14 protein-coding genes are annotated in these 16,716 nt (G+C 69.9%); 5 read left to right on the forward strand and 9 right to left on the reverse strand.

Annotated elements, in window-relative coordinates; genetic code table 11:
• The first annotated feature begins 21 nt into the window (after positions 1-21).
• The 4 genes from ppx (at position 22) to lpxH (ending at position 4,293) form a co-directional block, all read left to right on the forward strand.
• A complete protein-coding gene (ppx, locus tag VDQ83_RS16105; RefSeq protein ID WP_455435695.1) occupies positions 22-1,545 on the forward strand; it encodes an exopolyphosphatase in 1,524 nt (507 codons plus the stop codon).
• Between the two features lie 152 nt (positions 1,546-1,697).
• Complete coding sequence (locus VDQ83_RS16110) at positions 1,698-2,828, forward strand: glycosyltransferase family 4 protein (protein ID WP_263397453.1); 1,131 nt, start codon at positions 1,698-1,700, stop codon at positions 2,826-2,828.
• Positions 2,812-3,357, forward strand: a complete 546-nt coding sequence (locus VDQ83_RS16115; RefSeq protein ID WP_263397452.1) for a phosphatase PAP2 family protein — start codon at positions 2,812-2,814, stop codon at positions 3,355-3,357. The genes VDQ83_RS16110 and VDQ83_RS16115 overlap by 17 nt, the downstream gene beginning before the upstream one ends.
• Before the next feature lie 198 nt (positions 3,358-3,555).
• Complete coding sequence (gene lpxH / locus VDQ83_RS16120; RefSeq protein WP_455435696.1) at positions 3,556-4,293, forward strand: UDP-2,3-diacylglucosamine diphosphatase; 738 nt, start codon at positions 3,556-3,558, stop codon at positions 4,291-4,293.
• Positions 4,294-4,333: 40 nt separating this feature from the next.
• On the opposite strand, the gene VDQ83_RS16125 is transcribed toward lpxH, so the two are convergent.
• The 9 genes from VDQ83_RS16125 to VDQ83_RS16165 form a co-directional block, all read right to left on the reverse strand.
• Entirely contained in the window at positions 4,334-4,831 is a 498-nt protein-coding gene (locus tag VDQ83_RS16125; RefSeq protein WP_455435697.1) for a hypothetical protein, read from the reverse strand.
• Between the two features lie 178 nt (positions 4,832-5,009).
• Positions 5,010-6,254, reverse strand: a complete 1,245-nt coding sequence (locus tag VDQ83_RS16130; RefSeq protein WP_455435698.1) for a zinc-dependent metalloprotease — start codon at positions 6,252-6,254, stop codon at positions 5,010-5,012.
• A 325-nt stretch (positions 6,255-6,579) separates the two neighbouring features.
• Positions 6,580-7,401, reverse strand: a complete 822-nt coding sequence (locus VDQ83_RS16135; protein WP_455435699.1) for a ferritin-like domain-containing protein — start codon at positions 7,399-7,401, stop codon at positions 6,580-6,582.
• A gap of 22 nt (positions 7,402-7,423) precedes the next feature.
• Positions 7,424-8,890 (reverse strand): amidophosphoribosyltransferase, encoded by a 1,467-nt coding sequence (gene purF / locus VDQ83_RS16140; RefSeq protein WP_263397447.1) that lies wholly within the window; start codon positions 8,888-8,890, stop codon positions 7,424-7,426.
• A 28-nt stretch (positions 8,891-8,918) separates the two neighbouring features.
• Complete coding sequence (locus VDQ83_RS16145) at positions 8,919-9,680, reverse strand: CvpA family protein (protein WP_455435700.1); 762 nt, start codon at positions 9,678-9,680, stop codon at positions 8,919-8,921.
• Positions 9,681-9,777: 97 nt separating this feature from the next.
• Positions 9,778-10,827: an SPOR domain-containing protein gene (locus tag VDQ83_RS16150; protein ID WP_455435701.1), complete on the reverse strand. Its 1,050-nt coding sequence runs from the start codon at positions 10,825-10,827 to the stop codon at positions 9,778-9,780.
• Positions 10,828-10,896: 69 nt separating this feature from the next.
• Entirely contained in the window at positions 10,897-12,159 is a 1,263-nt protein-coding gene (folC, locus tag VDQ83_RS16155) for a bifunctional tetrahydrofolate synthase/dihydrofolate synthase (protein WP_455435702.1), read from the reverse strand.
• A gap of 364 nt (positions 12,160-12,523) precedes the next feature.
• Complete coding sequence (locus VDQ83_RS16160; RefSeq protein WP_263397443.1) at positions 12,524-13,168, reverse strand: histidine phosphatase family protein; 645 nt, start codon at positions 13,166-13,168, stop codon at positions 12,524-12,526.
• Between the two features lie 178 nt (positions 13,169-13,346).
• Entirely contained in the window at positions 13,347-15,500 is a 2,154-nt protein-coding gene (locus tag VDQ83_RS16165) for a S46 family peptidase (protein WP_455435703.1), read from the reverse strand.
• 162 nt (positions 15,501-15,662) lie between these two features.
• Between VDQ83_RS16165 and tdh the strand changes: the two genes are divergently transcribed.
• A complete protein-coding gene (tdh, locus tag VDQ83_RS16170) occupies positions 15,663-16,694 on the forward strand; it encodes an L-threonine 3-dehydrogenase (protein ID WP_263397441.1) in 1,032 nt (343 codons plus the stop codon).
• Positions 16,695-16,716: the final 22 nt, after the last annotated feature.

Raw genomic sequence — 16,716 nt, forward strand, 5'->3', positions numbered from 1 at the left:
GCATCGGCTACCATTCCGCCCATGCCTCCCATCTCCCCGTACACGCCGTTGCGCGATGGCGACCTGCTGGCCGCCGTCGACCTGGGTTCCAACAGTTTCCACATGGTGGTGGCGCGGTATCAGCTCGGGCAGCTGCGGGTGGTGGACCGCCTGCGCGAGACCGTGCGCATGGCCGACGGCCTGGACAACAAGGGCGGGCTGTCGAGCGAAGCGCGGCAGCGCGCGCTGGAGTGCCTGGCGCGCTTCGGCCAGCGCATCCGCGACGTGCCGTCGCTGCGGGTGCGCGCGCTGGCCACCAACACCGTGCGCCAGCTGCGCTCGCCGCAGGCGTTCCTGATTCCCGGCGAGACCGCGCTCGGCCATCCGATCGAAGTGGTCAGCGGACGCGAGGAAGCGCGCCTGATCTACCTGGGCGTGGCGCATGCGCAACCGCCCAAGCCGGACCAGCGCCGGTTGGTGATCGACATCGGCGGCGGCTCCACCGAATTCATCATCGGCCGCGGTTTCCAGACCCTGGAGCGCGAGAGCCTGCAGGCCGGCTGCATCGCCAGCACGCGGCGCTTCTTCCCCGGCGGCAAGCTGTCGAAGAAGAAATGGAAGGACGCGCTGACCGAGATCGGCGCCGAGTTCCAGCAGTTCGCCGGGCTGTACCGCGCGCTGGGTTGGCACGAGGCGCTGGGCTCGTCGGGCACGCACAAGGCGATCGGCGAGATCTGCGCGGCGATGAAGCTGACCAAGGGCGCGATCACCGCCGAGGCGCTGCCGCAACTGCGCGAGCGCCTGCTGCTGGCCAAGCGCATCGAGGACATCGACCTGCCCGGCCTGTCCGCCGACCGCCGACCGATCATCGCCGGTGGCGTGCTGGTGCTGGAAGCCGCGTTCCAGGCGCTGGGCCTGCAGCGCCTGATGGTGAGCAAGGCGGCCATGCGCGAAGGCATCCTGTACGACATGCTCGGCCGCGGCGGCGAGAACGATCCGCGCGAGACCGCGATCGCCGCGCTCACCCAGCGCTACGGCATCGACGAGACCCAGGCCGCGCGCGTGGAAGGCACCGCGATGGCGCTGTTCGAACAGGTCGCCACGGCCTGGGCGCTGGATGCCGACGACGGGCGCATGCTCGGCTGGGCCGCGCGCCTGCACGAGCTGGGCCAGGTCATCGCGCACAGCCAGTACCACGTGCACGGCGCCTACGTGCTCGAGCACTCCGACATCGCCGGCTTCTCGCGGCAGGAGCAGCAGGTGCTGGCGACGCTGGTGCGCACCCACCGCCGCAACGTGCCCAAGACCGCGTTCGATGCCCTGCCCGACCGCCTGCTGCTCAGCGCCAAGCGCAAGGCCGCGCTGCTGCGGCTGGCGGTGCTGCTGCATCGCGCGCACGAATCCGAACCGATCCCGTCGCTGGAGCTGAAGGCCGACGGCGACAATCTGCACCTGATCCTGTCGCAGCCGTGGATCGAAGCGCGGCCGCTGCAGCGCGCCGACCTGATCGGCGAAGTCGAGGGCATGGCCGGGTTGGGGATCAATTTCCGGCCGTTCGTGGCTTGAAGGCCGGGATTGGAGATTGGGGATTCGGGAGGGTAGCGGCGCAGTAGCTGGCGCGTCGCTAAACGCCCTGGGCCGGCGTCATCATTCCTACATCCTCTGGACATGTTCGCTTCACCGCTGCGCGCGAAGCTTTGGCAAACCGGAGCCTCAACATGCGCTACGCGATCGTCACCGAGACGTACCCCCCTGAGGTCAACGGCGTCGCGCTGACCGTGCAGGGGCTGGAACTGGGATTGCGTGCGCTCGGCCATCAGGTCGACGTGGTGCGGCCGCGTCAGGTCGGCGACCACGACGACGATGCGCACTTGGTGCGCGGTGCGGCGCTGCCGCGCTACCCCGGCCTGAAGTTCGGCCTGCCCGCGCCGCGGCGCCTGGCCCGGTTGTGGCAGGCCACGCCGCCGGACGCGGTCTACATCGCCACCGAAGGCCCGCTGGGCTGGTCGGCGCTGCGCACCGCGCGGCGCCTGGGCATCCCGATCGCCACCGGCTTCCACACCCGCTTCGACGAATACCTGCCGCAGTACGGCGCCGCCTGGCTGCAGTCGACCGCGCTGCGTTGGATGCGGCGCTTCCACAACCAGGCCGACGCGACCCTGGTGCCGACTCGCGAACTGCTCGGGTTCCTCGCCGGACAAGGCTTCGAGCGCGTGCGCCTGCTGGCGCGCGCGGTGGACAACCGCCAGTTCGAACCGCAGCGCCGCGATGCGCAGCTGCGCCGCGAATGGGGCCTGGACGACGCTGGCTGCGCGGCGCTGTACGTCGGTCGCATCGCCTCGGAGAAAAACCTGCCGCTGGCGGTGCGCGCGTTCCGCGAGCTGCAGCAGCGGCGGCCGGACGCGCGCTTCGTGTGGGTCGGCGACGGCCCGATGCGCGAGCGCCTGGCGCAGGAGAATCCCGACTTCATCTTCTGCGGCGTGCAACGCGGCGACGCGCTGGCGCGTCACTTCGCCAGCGGCGACCTGTTCCTGTTCCCCAGCCGCAGCGAGACCTTCGGCAACGTGACCCTGGAAGCGATGGCCAGCGGCGTGGCCACCGTCGCCTTCGACTACGGCGCGGCGCGCGAATACCTGCGCGACGGCGTCAACGGCGCCGCGGTGGCCGACGACGCGGACTTCGTCGCCGCGGCGCTGCGCCTGGGCGGCGACGACGCGCTGCGCCGGCGTCTGGGCGAAGCCGCCTGCGCAGCAATGCAGCAGCTGCGCCCGGAACGGGTGGTGGCCGATTTCGAAGCGCTACTGGGCGAACTGGCATCCAGCAGGAGGACACATGTCGACGCGGCTTGAGATCTTGCGCGGGCACGAAGCCCGCTGGTGCCGTCAGGCCAACCACTGGTGCCGGCAACGTTCCGTGCGGCGCTTCTTCGCGATGATCAGCCGGCTCGGCGACGGCGTGTTCTGGTATGCGCTGATGGCCTTGTTGGTGGTCTGCGACGGCATGGACGGCGTGTTCGCGTCCGCGCACATGGCCGCCACCGGGGTGGTCGCGCTGAGCCTGTACAAGGGCCTCAAGCGCTGGACCCGGCGCCCGCGCCCGTACGCGGCCGACCTGCGCATCCGCGCCTGGGTGGCGCCGCTGGACGAGTTCAGCTTTCCGTCCGGACACACCTTGCATGCGGTGTCGTTCGGCATCGTGGCGCTGGCGTACTACCCGTGGCTGGCACCGCTGCTGATCCCGTTCATCGCCTGCGTGGCGCTGTCGCGGGTGGTGCTAGGCCTGCACTACCCCAGCGACGTACTCGCCGCCACCGGCATCGGCGCGCTGCTGGCCGGGATGTCGCTGTGGCTGCTGCCGATGCCGGCATTGCTTGGGTAGCGGGGACCGGGGACCGGGGACCGGGGACCGGGGACCGGGGACCGGGGACCGGGCCAGAATCTTTGACCTCGCTTCGATGTCAACCGTTCTTGAATTGCATTGGGAAAGTTAAAAAAAAGCGCAATTCCCGCCGTGCCAACACTGCGCTTTTCCGGGTCCCTGGTCCCTGGTCCCCGGTCCCCGCTCTACAATGCCCCAATGACCACCCTGTTCATCTCAGACCTGCATCTGGATCCGGCGCGGCCGGCGATCACCGAGTTGTTCCTCGAGTTCCTGCGTGGCGAAGCGCGCGCTGCCGAGGCCCTGTACATCCTCGGCGACCTGTTCGAGGCGTGGATCGGCGACGACACGCCGTCCGCGGCGGCCGATGCGGTAGCGCTCGAACTGCGCGCAGTGAGCGATGCCGGCGTGCCGGTGTATTTCATGCATGGCAACCGCGATTTCCTGCTCGGCGCCGACTACGCGCGCCGCGCCGGCATGCGCCTGCTGCCCGATCCGTGCGTGATCGACCTGTACGGCGAACCGACGCTGCTGCTGCACGGCGACCTGCTGTGCACCGACGACACCGCCTACCAGGCGTTTCGCGCACAGACCCGCGGTCCGGCGTTCCAGCAGCAGTTCCTGGCGCAGCCGCTGGCCGCGCGCATCGCCTATGCGCAGCAGGCGCGCGCCGCCAGCCAGGCGCGGCAGGCGGAAATGAAGCAAGGCGATCGGGCGCAGTTCGAAACCGTCACCGACGTGGCGCCGGACGAGGTCGTGGCCACGTTCGCGCGCTACGGCGTGGCGCGGATGATCCATGGCCATACCCATCGCCCCGCGGTGCACACGCTGGAGGCGAACGGCCGCAGCTGCACCCGCATCGTGCTCGGCGACTGGTACGAACAGGGCTCGGTGCTGCGCGTGGACGCGCAGGATTGCCGGCTGCAGCAGCTGTAGTCCGCCGCCGCGAAACAACGCGACAGACGAGCGGCGCGGGCTAGAGCATGCCGCCGGTGCGGTCCTGCGCACGTTGCGCATAGCCGACGAAATCGCCCTCGGCCACGTCGTACCACAGGATCGCGCCGGAGCGTTCGACCCGATAGCGGTCGCGCACTGGTGCGGTCTGCGGGTCGCCCGGACAGCCGTCGCCGTGCTTCTCGCGCACCGCGAACTCGATCGCAGCCGGTGCGGCGGCGGCGGCTCCGCCGGTCGCGGGTGGCGGAGCAGCGGCGTCATCGGCCACCGGTTCGGCGTCGGTCTCGGCGTCGTACTGCAGGCACTGCGCATCGGCATAGACATGGTCGGCCGCCAGCCGCGTCTCCAGCATGTCCAGCGCTCGGGTTTCGTCGAATGCCGCGGCAGGTGCGGCGGCCGGTGCGGCAGCGCTGGCCGGCGCCTGCTGCGGCGCTGCCGGCGGATCGGCCGCCGGGCCGCAGCCCATGCTCAACATCGCCAGCGCCAAGGCGGCTGGCACGCCAATGCTCTTCAACACCATCGCCGGATCCACACGTAGTGAGCGGTGCGCGCCCGGCCATGCCGGACACCTCGTCGCGCAGCATAGCCGAAGCCGGACGCCACGGCGTCCGGCCGGCCTGCAGGATCGGCAAGCGGGGCGTTCCGGCACGGGCCTGGCGCGGCCTGCACCGGAACGCCCCTGGAACGTACTGCCTCGATCAGCGGAACGCGGCGACCGCCGCCTTGGTGTTGACCAGCACGCGCTGGTTGTCGGCGCTGGTGGCATTGCCCATCGGCACGCCGCCGTAGCTAATGTTCGGGTTGGACCAGTAGTTCAGGCGCGGGCAGTTGACCGGGCAGTTGTAGGCCATGATCGTGCGCCAGTTGTTGCCGTAGCGGTAGCCGTGGCCATAGGCGTACGGCGAGGTGCTGGGATCGGTGGCGATGTCGTGGCGCGCGCTCTGCAGGTGGCCGATCTCGTGGGCGAAGCTGTAATAGCCCGTGGCGCAGTCCCAGTACACCGCGGCGAACGCGGTGGCCGCGGTCGAGCCGATGCCCGAGGCCAGGCCACAGTAGCTGGCGTTGTCGATGATCAGCACGCCGACGTCGGCGGCCACGCTGTTGCGCGTGGTGTGGATGCTGTCCATGTAGCCGTCGCTGGTGCCGCGGAAGCGGGTCAGGTCGGTGGTGAAGTTGCCCGACTCGGTATAGGTGGTGGTCTGATAGCCGGCGAGGACCAAGTTGATGCCGACGTTGCTGTTGACATAGCCCTGGTTGGACTCGGCCACCGCCAGCTGCACCAGCGACTGCATGTTGCCGCCGTAGCCGCTCACCGCCTGGTTGGTGGCCACCACCAGCACGCGGATCGTCGCGGTCGGGCCGGCGGTCGGGGACGCGATGACCGCGCGGTCGTCGATCGCGGCCTGCGGCATGCGGATGGTCGGCAGCAGCGCGTATTCGCCCGGATGCTCGGCCGGCATGCGGCTTTCGTCGACCTCGACCAACACGTGGCCGCCGCCGGCGATCGGACGCAGGTGGAACAGCGTGCCGTTGCTGCGGATGCTGCCGGTGATGGTGTCGCCGCTGCGCACCAGGATCGCCGAATTCAGCGGATCCAGGCCGGAGCGGGCGCGCGCCTTGGCCGCGGCGGCATTGCCGAGATTGCCGTACCAGATGCTGTTGCCGTCTTCCAGCCGCTCGGTCTTCAGTTGCGTGGCGGTAATGCGCTGGCCCAGCAGGTCCAGTTCCAGCTGCGCCTGCGTGGCGTCGACCGCAGCGGCGTCCACGCGCACGCTCTGCACGGCGCCGGTGGCGGGATTGGCCAGCACGCGACTCAACCCGGGCTCGCCGGGAATGGCCTTGGAAATGTACTGACTGCTCTGGAACAGGGGTTTTCCGGCCGCGGAGGCGGAACCGGCGACACACAGCGCAAGCATCGCGGTAAGGCAGCAGATCGACTTCATGTCGTACTCCCAGGGGTGGTGAGAAGAGACGGAGCGTCGTCCCTCGCGCAGAAGGCGCGTCCACAGCGCGCGGGGGATTCCGATTAGCCGCCCGGCCGACAGCCAGCGCAAGCGACAAATGCGCGGCGTTTCCACTCAGAGATAGCCATTCCAGAAGGCGCCGTGATCGCCATCAATGCCGACGACATGATGGTTCGCGCATCGACTGCACCTGCACGCCATTTCATCTTCGTCATGTCAGCGGCCCGCGCCAGTCGGTGCCGTGCGCGGTCGGTGCAGGAAGGCCCACCCGGCAGCGCGCGCTGCGCAGTTTCGCCGCCGCGCGTCAGCCTGCCTGGTGCTGCAGCGCCAGCAGTTCGTCCTCGTCGAAGCCGGCCAGCAAGCGTGCCGGCAGATTGAACGGGCCGTGCAGATAGCCGCCGGCGTATTCGCGCAGCAGTTCGGCGAAACGGGCGCGCGGCTCGATGCCGGCGCGCGCGCAATACCAGCGGTACCAGCGCGAGCCGGCGGCGACGTGCGCCACTTCCTCGCGCAGGATCAGTTCCAGGATCTCGACCGTGGCCTCGTCGCCGAGCGCGCGCAGCTTGACGATCATGCCCGGGGTCACGTCCAGCCCGCGCGCCTCCAGCACGCGCGGCACCAGCGCCATGCGCGCCAGCCCGTCGTGCGCGGTCTTCTCGCACATCTCCCACAGCCCATTGTGCGCGGCGAAATCGCCGTAGTCGTGGCCCAGCGCGCGCAGCCGATCGCGCAGCAGCGCGAAGTGGCGCGACTCATCGGCTGCCACCGCCACCCAGTCGGCATAGAACGCGTCGGGCAATCCGCGGAAGCGGTACACCGCGTCCCAGGCCAGGTCGATCGCGTTGAGCTCGATGTGCGCGATCGCATGGACGAAGGCGGCGCGGCCTTCGGCGCTGCCAAGGCCGCGCCGCGGCAGCTCGCGCGGATGCACCAGCACTGGCCGCGGCGGACGCCCCGGCATGCGGATCGGCTCCGCTTCGCCGGCATCGGCCGGCACGCGCAGTTCGCCGGCGGCGAACGCAGCGGCGTAGCGCTGGGTCAGGGCGACCTTGTCCTCGGGCGCGCTGGCGGCCAGGCACCGCCGCGCGGCTTGCAGCAGGTCTCCGCCGGCGTGCGCGTCCTGCATCCGTGCGTCCCGCAGCGCCGCGTCAGGCGCGGCGCTTCTTCTTCGCTTCGTCCGAACGCAGTTGCATGATGCGCTCGAAGTAGCCGGGCTCGATGCCGGTGGTGTATTCGCCGTTGAAGCACGAGGAATCGAAGGTCTTCAGTTCCGGGTTGCCCTCGCGCACCGCGGTCTCCAGGTCTTCCAGGTCCTGGTAGATCAGCCAGTCGCAGCCGAGGAATTCCTGGATCTCCTGCTCGCTGCGGCCGTGCGCGATCAGCTCGTCGGCGGCCGGCATGTCGATGCCATAGATGTTCGGGTAGCGCACCGGCGGCGCGGCGCTGGCCAGATAGACCTTGCGCGCGCCGGCCTCGCGCGCCATCTGCACGATCTGCCGGCTGGTGGTGCCGCGCACGATCGAATCGTCGACCAGCAGCACCACGCGGTTGCGGAACTCCAGGTGGATCGGATTGAGCTTGCGGCGCACCGACTTCACCCGCTCGACCTGCCCCGGCATGATGAAGGTGCGGCCGACATAGCGGTTCTTGACGAAGCCCTCGCGGTACTTCACCCCGAGCACGTTGGACATCTCCAGCGCGGCGTCGCGCGAGGTGTCCGGGATCGGGATGATGGTGTCGATGTCGTGGTCCGGGCGCAGGCGCAGGATCTTCTCGCCCAGCTTCATGCCCATGCGCATGCGCGCCTTGTGCACCGAGACGTTGTCGATCATCGAGTCCGGACGCGCGAAGTACACGTACTCGAAGATGCACGGGGTATGGTCGGTCGGCGAGGCGCAGACCTCGGAGAACAGTTCGCCGCGGCCGGTGATCACCAGCGCCTCGCCCGGGCGCACATCGCGCAGGCGGGTGAAGCCGAGGATGTCCAGCGCCGAGGACTCGGAGGCGACGATGTATTCGTCGCCTTCGGCGCTCTCGCGCTTGCCCAGCACCAGCGGACGGATGCCGTGCGGGTCGCGGAACGCCACCAGGCCCAGGCCCAGCACCACGCTGACCACCGCGTAGCCGCCCTTGCAGCGGCGGTGCACGCCGGCCACCGCGCGGATCGCCGCTTCCGGGGTCAGCATGCGCTGCGCGTCCAACTCGTAGGCGAACACGTTCAGCAGCACTTCGCTGTCCGAATCGGTGTTGATGTTGCGCCGGTCGGCCTCGAACACCTGCTGCCGCAGCGCCTCGGTGTTGATCAGGTTGCCGTTGTGCGCCAGCGCGATACCGTAGGGCGAATTGACGTAGAACGGCTGCGCCTCGTCCATGCCTTCCGAGCCGGCGGTGGGGTAGCGGCAATGGGCGATGCCGACCCGGCCTTCCAGCACCGCCATGCGCTTCTCGTCGAAGACGTCGCGGACCAGGCCATTGGCTTTCTGTACGCGCAGGCGGGTGCCATCGGCGGTGGCGATGCCTGCGGCATCCTGTCCGCGATGCTGCAGCACGGCCAGGCCGTCATACAGTTGCGCAGCGACATTCTGATTGCCGACGATTCCGACGATGCCACACATTTGAGCGCTCTCCGCGGCGACTGCGCCGCTATTGGGAAGGTGGCCGTGCCTGGCCGTTGGATTCGACCCGTGCCGGGTCGTTTGCTGCCGGACGCGCCTGCGCCGGATCGATGTTCGCAGGCAGGACCTGCGCCGGATCGCCTCCGGGCTGCGCGGATTGGGCACCCGGACGCCCCAGGGCCTTGGACACGATGTCCTGCAGGCCGCTGGCCGACAGGGCATTGCCCAGGGCGGCATTATCGCCTGCCGCGGGCAACTTGCCCAAATCCATCTGCTGCATGTTCATCTGCTGCATGTTCAGCTGCGGCATCTGCGGCATCTGCGGCATGCGCCAGTCCGGCAACTGCGCGCGCATCCAGTGCACGCCGGGGCTGAGCACCGGCAGCACCACCGACTGGTGCCAGGCCGGTTCGCGGGTCAGCGGGGTGAAGCTCATCAGCAGCACCAGCACCGCGGCGAAGAACCCGCCGCGCAGCGTGCCCAGGCCGAAGCCCAGCGCGCGGTCGGTGCCGGACAGCGCGGTGGCGCGCACCGCGCTGCGGATCACCATGCCGGTGATGCCGACCACCGCCATCGTCACCACGAAGGTCAGCGCATAGCCGCCGAGATAGTAGGTCATGCTCGGGCGCGCGCCGTCGGCCAGCCAGCGTCCGGCGTCGCCGCCGAACTGGAAGGTGGCCCAGCCGGACAGCAGCCACGACAGCGTGCCGACCACGATGCCGACGAAGCCGCGCAGGGCGCCGAGCAGCGCCGACACCAGGATCACCGCCAGCAGCACCATGTCGATCATGCGCGCCTCCCGCGGTCGGGCCGCGCCATGGCGGCGGCAGCGCGCCGCGGTTCCCTTCCCTGGTACATGCTTGCGACTCCGCGGGCCGAAACCCGGTTCAAGGGTGTGGACGTACCATACCGCTGATGCCGACCTTCGATGCGACCTGCGCGCGCAGCTGTTCGGCATCGGCGCGATTGGCGACCGGGCCGACCCGCACCCGGTTCAACGCGCCCTTGTCGGTGCGCACCTGTTCGACGAAGGCGCTGAAGCCGGCGGCGCGGACCTTGTCGCGCAAGGCGTTGGCATCCTCGGCCTTGCCGAAGGCGCCCAGCTGCACGGCGAAGCCGGTGCCAGACGCGGCCGGGGCCGCCGGCACGCTCGGGGCGGGCTTGGCCGCCGCGACCGGCGCCGGCGTCGCCGCCGGCTTGGCCGGTTCGGGCCTGGCCGGTTCGGGCTTGGGCGTCGCGGCGACCGGCGGCTTGGCCGCGGCCACCGGCTTGGCCGGCTCCGGCGGCAGGGTTTCGGTCTTGGCCGGCGCGGCGGCGGCCGCTGGCGCCGCGGCGGCCACCGACGTGGCGCTCGGCGCGTCCAGGGTCACCACCTGGGCGTTGACGTCGTTGCGCACCTTGACCGCCTGCAGCCGCACCGACTCGGCCTGGGCGCGGTCGGCATACGGGCCGATGCGCACGCGCCAGGCCTGGCGCCCGCCGATGGTGGCCGCCTCGCGGAAGCCCGGCAGCTGCGCCTGCTTGAGCCGCGCGATCACCGCATCGGCGTCGGCCGGCGTGGAGTAGGCGCCGAAATTGACCGCGTAGTTGCCGGCCGCCACGGTCGGCGGCAGCGGCTGCGCGGCACTGCCGGCGGCGGCCGGCGCTGGCGTGGCCAGGTCGGCGGCATCGGGGTTGTCCTGCACCGGCGCCGGCGCCGGCGCGGCAGGCGCGCTGGCCATGCCCACGGCGCCGCCGCTGGGCGTGTCGCCCGGCGTCACCAGCGGCAATTCGCGGGTCTGGAACTGGCCGTCGGCCGGAGCGTCCGGGGCGTTCAGCGGGACATTGGCGACGCCGCTGTCGGGCGCGGGGCCCTTGACCAGCATCGGCAGGAAGATCACGGCGAGCGCCACCAGGACGAGGGCGCCAATCAGTCGCTGTTTCAGGACGGTATCCACGGAAAGCTTGAGGGGGCGGCATGGCGGAGTGCCGCCGCGATTATAAGGTCGAGCCGGCCGCGGGCGGGGTCAGCCGGCTGAATGCAGCCAGTGCAAGGCGTCGGCGGCGGTGCGGAACGAGCCGAATACCAACACCCGATCGCCCGGCTGCGCCTGCGCCAGGGCCTGCTGCAGCGCCTGCGCCACGCTGTCGGCGACCGTGGCCGCAGCCGCCGCGTCGGTACCGGCCAGACGCGCCTGCAACTGCGCACCGCTCTGGCCGCGCGCGCCGGGCAGCCCGGCCAGGTACCAGGCAGCGACCTGCCCGGCCAGCGCCTGCACCACGCCGGCCGCGTCCTTGTCGGCCAGGGCGGCGAACACCGCGCGGGTGCTGCCGGCGCGCGGTTGCGCCTGCAGCGCCGCGGCCAGCTCGCGCGCGGCCTGCGGGTTGTGGCCGACGTCGACCAGCACCTCCACGCCATCGCGCACGAACGGCTGCAGGCGTCCGCGCAGCTGCGCCGCGGCCACGCCTTCGGCATAGGCGGTGCGCGGCAAGGCCTTGCGCAGCGCGCGCAACGCGGCGATGGCGGTGGCGGCATTGGCGCGCTGCACCGGCGCGCGCAGCTGCGGCGATGGCAGTTCCAACGTGGTGCCGACGTCGCGCCAACGCCATTGCTCGGCGTCGATCGGCTCATGGAAGAAATCGCTGCCGGCGCGGATCGCGTTGGCGCCGATCGCATAGGCGCGGCGCAGCACGCTCGACGGCGGATCGATCTCGCCCAGCACCAGCGGCTTCCACGGCCGCGCGATGCCGGCCTTCTCCGCACCGATCGCCTCGCGGTCCGCGCCCAGCCAGTCGGTGTGGTCGATGTCGACGGTGGTGATCACCGCTACGTCGGCATCGACCAGGTTCACTGCGTCCAGGCGCCCGCCCAGGCCCACTTCCAGCACCGCCAGGTCCAGGTCGGCCTGCTCGAACAGCCACAGCGCGGCCAGCGTGCCGTACTCGAAATAGGTCAGCGGCGTGTCGCCGCGCGCGGCCTCCACCGCCTCGAAGCCGGCCACCAGTTGCGCGTCGCCGGCCTCTTCGCCGCCGATGCGCACGCGCTCGTTGTAGCGCAGCAGGTGCGGCGAGGTGTAGCTGCCCACCGCCCAGCCGCCAGCGCGTGCGATCGCCTCGACGAAGGCCACGGTCGAGCCCTTGCCGTTGGTGCCGCCGACGGTGATGACCTTCTTCGCCGGCCGGGTCAGGCGCATGCGTCCGGCCACCGCGCGCACGCGCTCCAGGCCCATCGCGATGTCCTGCGGGTGTTGCTGCTCGATGTAGGCGAGCCATTCGGGGAGGGTTTTCATACGTTCGACTGGACTCGACTGATGCGCCGACAGCGCTTGAATCGCCGGGGTTGTGCTTTGCATTTGCTTTGGCTTTCCCGGGCCCCGTGAGGCACGGCAAGCCGATCGGACGAAAACCCCGCAGGGGCGGCGCGCACGATGCGCGCCGTTTTTCGACGGCACATGGATGTGCCGCCGAAAAATGTCCGGTCGGCTTGCGCACCCGGAGCGCGCAGCGCGGAGGGCGTGCCGCCCGGGTGTGCTTTCTTTTGGTTACTTTTCTTTGCACAAGCAAAGAAAAGTGACTCGCGCCAAGCGCGAAAGCATTTGCTCATGTCTTTGCGTCGCGCTAGCGAACCATGATGCGAAAACTTGGAACAGAGCCCTACAGCGCCCGGTGCTTGGCCTCGCCGAAGAACGGGGTGTGGTGCGCGCAGTCGTTCAGGCGCACCACTTCCAGATGCTCCACGTCCGGGCCTTCGAGCAGGTTCAGCGTGGTCGGCGCCTGGCGGAAGCTCCACAGCTTGGCAATCGGCAGGCCCAGCACCCGGCACAGGATCACCCGGTTGACCGCATCGTGCGCCACCACCAACAAGGTGTCGTCCCCGCCCAGGCCCTCGGCGGCGCGGGTCAGGCCGCGCCAGGAACGGTCCAGCACCTGGCGCAGCGATTCGCCGCCCGGCATCAGCACCGTGTCCGGCTCCTCGCGCCAGGCGCGCAGCCGCGCCGGATCCTTGTCGTTGATCTCGCTGGCCAGCAGGCCTTCCCATTCGCCGTGAGCGATTTCCTGCAGGTCCGGGTCGGTCAGCAGCATCGCCTCGCGCTCCGCGCCGAGCGCGTAGCGGGCCGTGCTCTGCGCGCGCGACAGCGGCGAGGCCACCGCGCGGGTCAGCGGCACCTCGCGCAAACGTGCGCCGAGCGCCTGCGCCTGCGTTTCGCCGACCGGCGACAACGCGATGTCGATCTGGCCCTGGTAGCGGCCTTCGGCGTTCCACGGGGTTTCGCCGTGACGAGCGAGCAGGATGCGCATGCTGCGGAATTCCGTTTGGGAGAGGTCCCGCCTCGCGAACGAAACGGAGCGGCATGATACCTGCTCCGTTGCCGGAAACCCCCGAACCGCATCCCGCTCCGCCGCCGCAACCGCCGCCGTTTAGCGGCGGGCAGGCCAGGCACTGGCGGCGGCCGCGCGCCGCCGCCGCGCCGCGCGGTTACTGCTTCAGGTTCAGCTCTTTCAGCAGCCGCGGCGCCGGCGCCACTTCCTGCATGATCCAGTGCAGGTAGCGCGCATCGACCGCGATCATCCGGGTCATGGCCGGGTCGAACACCCAGTTGGAGCTCACCGACTCCCAGTTGCCGTCGAACGCCAGGCCGACCAGCTTGCCCTGCGCATCGAGTACCGGCGAGCCGGAGTTGCCGCCGGTGATGTCCAGGTCGGACAGGAAATTGACCGGCACCGAACCCAACCGCTTGTCCTGCAGCCCGCCGTAGCGCTTGGCCTTGGCCGCATCGAGCAAGGCCTTCGGCGAATCGAACGGATCGGCGCCGGTGTCCTTGGCCAGCACGCCTTCCAGCGTGGTGAACGGGGTGTAGGCCACGCCGTCCTTGGGCGTATAGCCCTTGACGTTGCCGAAGGTGATGCGCAACGAGGAGTTGGCGTCCGGATAGACCGACTCGCCCTGGCTCTTCTTGTAGTCGGCCAGCGCCTGCAGGTAACGCGGACGCGCCAGCAGCTCCTCACCTTCGCGGCGCTTCTCCTCGCGCTCGATCTGCAGCAGCGCCGGCATCAGCGCGACCGCGTAGCGCAGCGCCGGGTCGTCGCTGGCTTCGAACGCGGCACGATCGGCGCGCAGCCACTTCAGGCGTTCCTCGGTGCTGCCCAGCTTGGTGCCGGCCAGGCGCGCGGCGGCGGTCTGCGCATCGGCGCCGGCCAGCCACTGGTCCAGCGCCGGCAGCCGCTGCGCCTTGGGCAGCTTCAGGTACTGGTCGAACCAGTAGCGCTGCAGCTGTCCATCCATCGAGGCGACGTAGCGGCGCTCCATCTGCTTCTGCGCGCCCTCGATCTCCGGCAGGTCGCGCTCCTGGTAGCCGGGCTCGCGCTCGGCGTCGGGCTTGGCGCGTTCGATCGACAAGCGGTACAGCGACACCGCACTGCCGAGCACGCCGGTGCGGCGCAACTGGCGCAGCACCAGATCGCGGTCGCGGGTCGCCTTGGCCTGGTCGTCCAGCGCCAGCAACTGCGCATGCGCCTGCAGCGCGGCTTTGCCGTCGCGGCCCTGGCGCTTGAGCCAGGCCAGCACCGCGCGTTCCTCGGCCTGCTTCTGCGCGGCCGCGTCGATGCGCTTGAAGCCCTCCAGCTGCCCCTCGTAGTTCTTGGCGACGTTGTTCCAGCTGGCCATCGTCGCCGCGTACTTCACCTGGATGTCCGGGTCCTGCTTGCCGGCCTGCTCGACCAGCGCGATCAGGTCGCGGTACTGGCGCCCTGCGGTCGGATAGGCCCAGCCGGCGGTGGCATCGAACTCCGACGCCAGCGCGTACCGGTTGGTGCGGCCCGGATAGCCGGCCACCATCACGAAATCGCCGGCGCCCAGCGGCTGGTCGGCGAACTTCAGGAAATGCTTGGGCTGGTACGGCACGTTGTCCTTGGCGTAGGCGGCCGGCTTGCCATCCTTGCCGACATAGGCGCGGTAGAACGAGAAATCGCCGGTGTGGCGCGGCCACATCCAGTTGTCGACGTCGCCGCCGAACTTGCCGATCCCCGACGGCGGCGCGTACGCCAGGCGCACGTCGCGGATCTCCAGGGTGCGGAACAGCCGGTAGGTGTTGCCGCCGGCGAAGCTGTACAGCTCGCAGCGGTAGCCGGCCTCGGCTTCGCAGGCCGCGACCTGGGCCTTGTCGAACGCCTCCAGCGCCTGGGTGCGCTTGAGCGCGTCGGTGCCGGCAACCGCCATCGCCGCCTTGGCCTGCTCGGTGACGTCGCTGATGCGGTCGAGCACGTAGATGCGCGCGTTCGGCCCGGCGCTGAGTTCGGCGCCGGCGCTGGCGGCGCTGAAACCGTCGCGGATCAGGTTCTTCTGCGGCGTGGAATTGAGCTGGATCGCGCCGTAGGCGCAATGGTGATTGGTCACCACCAGGCCCTGCGGGGAGACGAAGCTGGCGGTGCAGCCACCCAGCGACACCACCGCGCCCATCGGATCGCCGGTCAGGTCGGCCAGTTGCTGCGGCGACAGCTTCAGTCCGGCCTGCTGCAGCGGGCCGGCGATATCCGGCAATTGCTGCGGGACCCACATGCCTTCGCCGGCATGGGCGGCCGGGGCACAGGCCAGGGTGGCGACAACGGCGACAGCCAACAGATTCGAGCGCATCAAATGGATTCCTTCGCGACTAACGTTAGACAGACGTTAGATTGTAACGAACGCAACCGATCCCGCGACCGTGACCAACGGCACCCCGCACGCGCCGCAACATGGCCGCGCCCGCGGGCGGCTTATACTTCGCGCCCTCCCAACCCCGAGTCTTGCACCGCCATGGCGCAAACAATGAAAGCGCTGGTCAAGCGCGACGCAGCCAAGGGCATCTGGCTGGAACAGGTGCCGGTGCCGGTACCCGGCCCCAACGAGGTGCTGATCAAGCTGGAGAAGACCGCGATCTGCGGCACCGACCTGCACATCTACCTGTGGGACGAATGGAGCCAGCGCACGATCAAGCCTGGCCTGACCATCGGCCACGAGTTCGTCGGCCGCATCGCCGAGCTCGGCTCGGCGGTCAGCGGCTACCAGATCGGCCAGCGCGTGTCGGCCGAAGGCCACATCGTCTGCGGGCATTGCCGCAACTGCCGCGGCGGCCGCCCGCACCTGTGCCCGAACACGGTCGGCATCGGCGTCAACGTCAACGGCGCCTTCGCCGAATACATGGTGATGCCGGCCTCCAACCTGTGGCCGATCCCGGACCAGATCCCGTCGGAACTGGCCGCGTTCTTCGATCCGTACGGCAACGCCGCGCACTGCGCGCTGGAGTTCGACGTGATCGGCGAGGACGTGCTGATCACCGGCGCCGGTCCGATCGGCATCATCGCCGCCGGCATCTGCAAGCACATCGGCGCGCGCAACGTGGTGGTCACCGACGTCAACGACTTCCGCCTCAAGCTGGCCGCCGACATGGGCGCCACGCGCGTGGTCAACGTCGCCAACACCTCGCTCAAGGACGTGATGGCCGACCTGCACATGGAAGGCTTCGACGTGGGCCTGGAGATGAGCGGCAACCCGCGCGCGTTCAACGACATGCTCGACTGCATGTACCACGGCGGCAAGATCGCCATGCTCGGCATCATGCCGCGCGGCGCCGGCGCCGACTGGGACAAGATCATCTTCAAGGGCCTGACCGTGCAGGGCATCTACGGCCGCAAGATGTACGAGACCTGGTACAAGATGACCCAGCTGGTGCTGTCCGGCTTCCCGCTCGGCAAGGTGCTGACCCACCAGCTGACCATCGACGAGTTCCAGAAGGGCTTCGATCTGATGGAAGAAGGCAAGGCCGGCAAGGTGGTGTTGAGCTGGTGATGCCTGCCGCGGCGGCGGCGAT

It is taken from the genome of Xanthomonas sp. WHRI 7945, from assembly GCF_035026585.1.

What these genes read in the sequence shown, in the direction of transcription:
- ppx (WP_455435695.1), top strand. Translation starts at nt 22, where the DNA reads ATGCCTCCCATCTCCCCGTACACGCCGTTGCGCGATGGCGACCTGCTG.
- VDQ83_RS16110 (WP_263397453.1), top strand. Translation starts at nt 1,698, where the DNA reads ATGCGCTACGCGATCGTCACCGAGACGTACCCCCCTGAGGTCAACGGC.
- VDQ83_RS16115 (WP_263397452.1), top strand. Translation starts at nt 2,812, where the DNA reads ATGTCGACGCGGCTTGAGATCTTGCGCGGGCACGAAGCCCGCTGGTGC.
- lpxH (WP_455435696.1), top strand. Translation starts at nt 3,556, where the DNA reads ATGACCACCCTGTTCATCTCAGACCTGCATCTGGATCCGGCGCGGCCG.
- VDQ83_RS16125 (WP_455435697.1), bottom strand. Translation starts at nt 4,831, where the DNA reads ATGGTGTTGAAGAGCATTGGCGTGCCAGCCGCCTTGGCGCTGGCGATG.
- VDQ83_RS16130 (WP_455435698.1), bottom strand. Translation starts at nt 6,254, where the DNA reads ATGAAGTCGATCTGCTGCCTTACCGCGATGCTTGCGCTGTGTGTCGCC.
- VDQ83_RS16135 (WP_455435699.1), bottom strand. Translation starts at nt 7,401, where the DNA reads ATGCAGGACGCGCACGCCGGCGGAGACCTGCTGCAAGCCGCGCGGCGG.
- purF (WP_263397447.1), bottom strand. Translation starts at nt 8,890, where the DNA reads ATGTGTGGCATCGTCGGAATCGTCGGCAATCAGAATGTCGCTGCGCAA.
- VDQ83_RS16145 (WP_455435700.1), bottom strand. Translation starts at nt 9,680, where the DNA reads ATGATCGACATGGTGCTGCTGGCGGTGATCCTGGTGTCGGCGCTGCTC.
- folC (WP_455435702.1), bottom strand. Translation starts at nt 12,159, where the DNA reads ATGAAAACCCTCCCCGAATGGCTCGCCTACATCGAGCAGCAACACCCG.
- VDQ83_RS16160 (WP_263397443.1), bottom strand. Translation starts at nt 13,168, where the DNA reads ATGCGCATCCTGCTCGCTCGTCACGGCGAAACCCCGTGGAACGCCGAA.
- VDQ83_RS16165 (WP_455435703.1), bottom strand. Translation starts at nt 15,500, where the DNA reads ATGCGCTCGAATCTGTTGGCTGTCGCCGTTGTCGCCACCCTGGCCTGT.
- tdh (WP_263397441.1), top strand. Translation starts at nt 15,663, where the DNA reads ATGGCGCAAACAATGAAAGCGCTGGTCAAGCGCGACGCAGCCAAGGGC.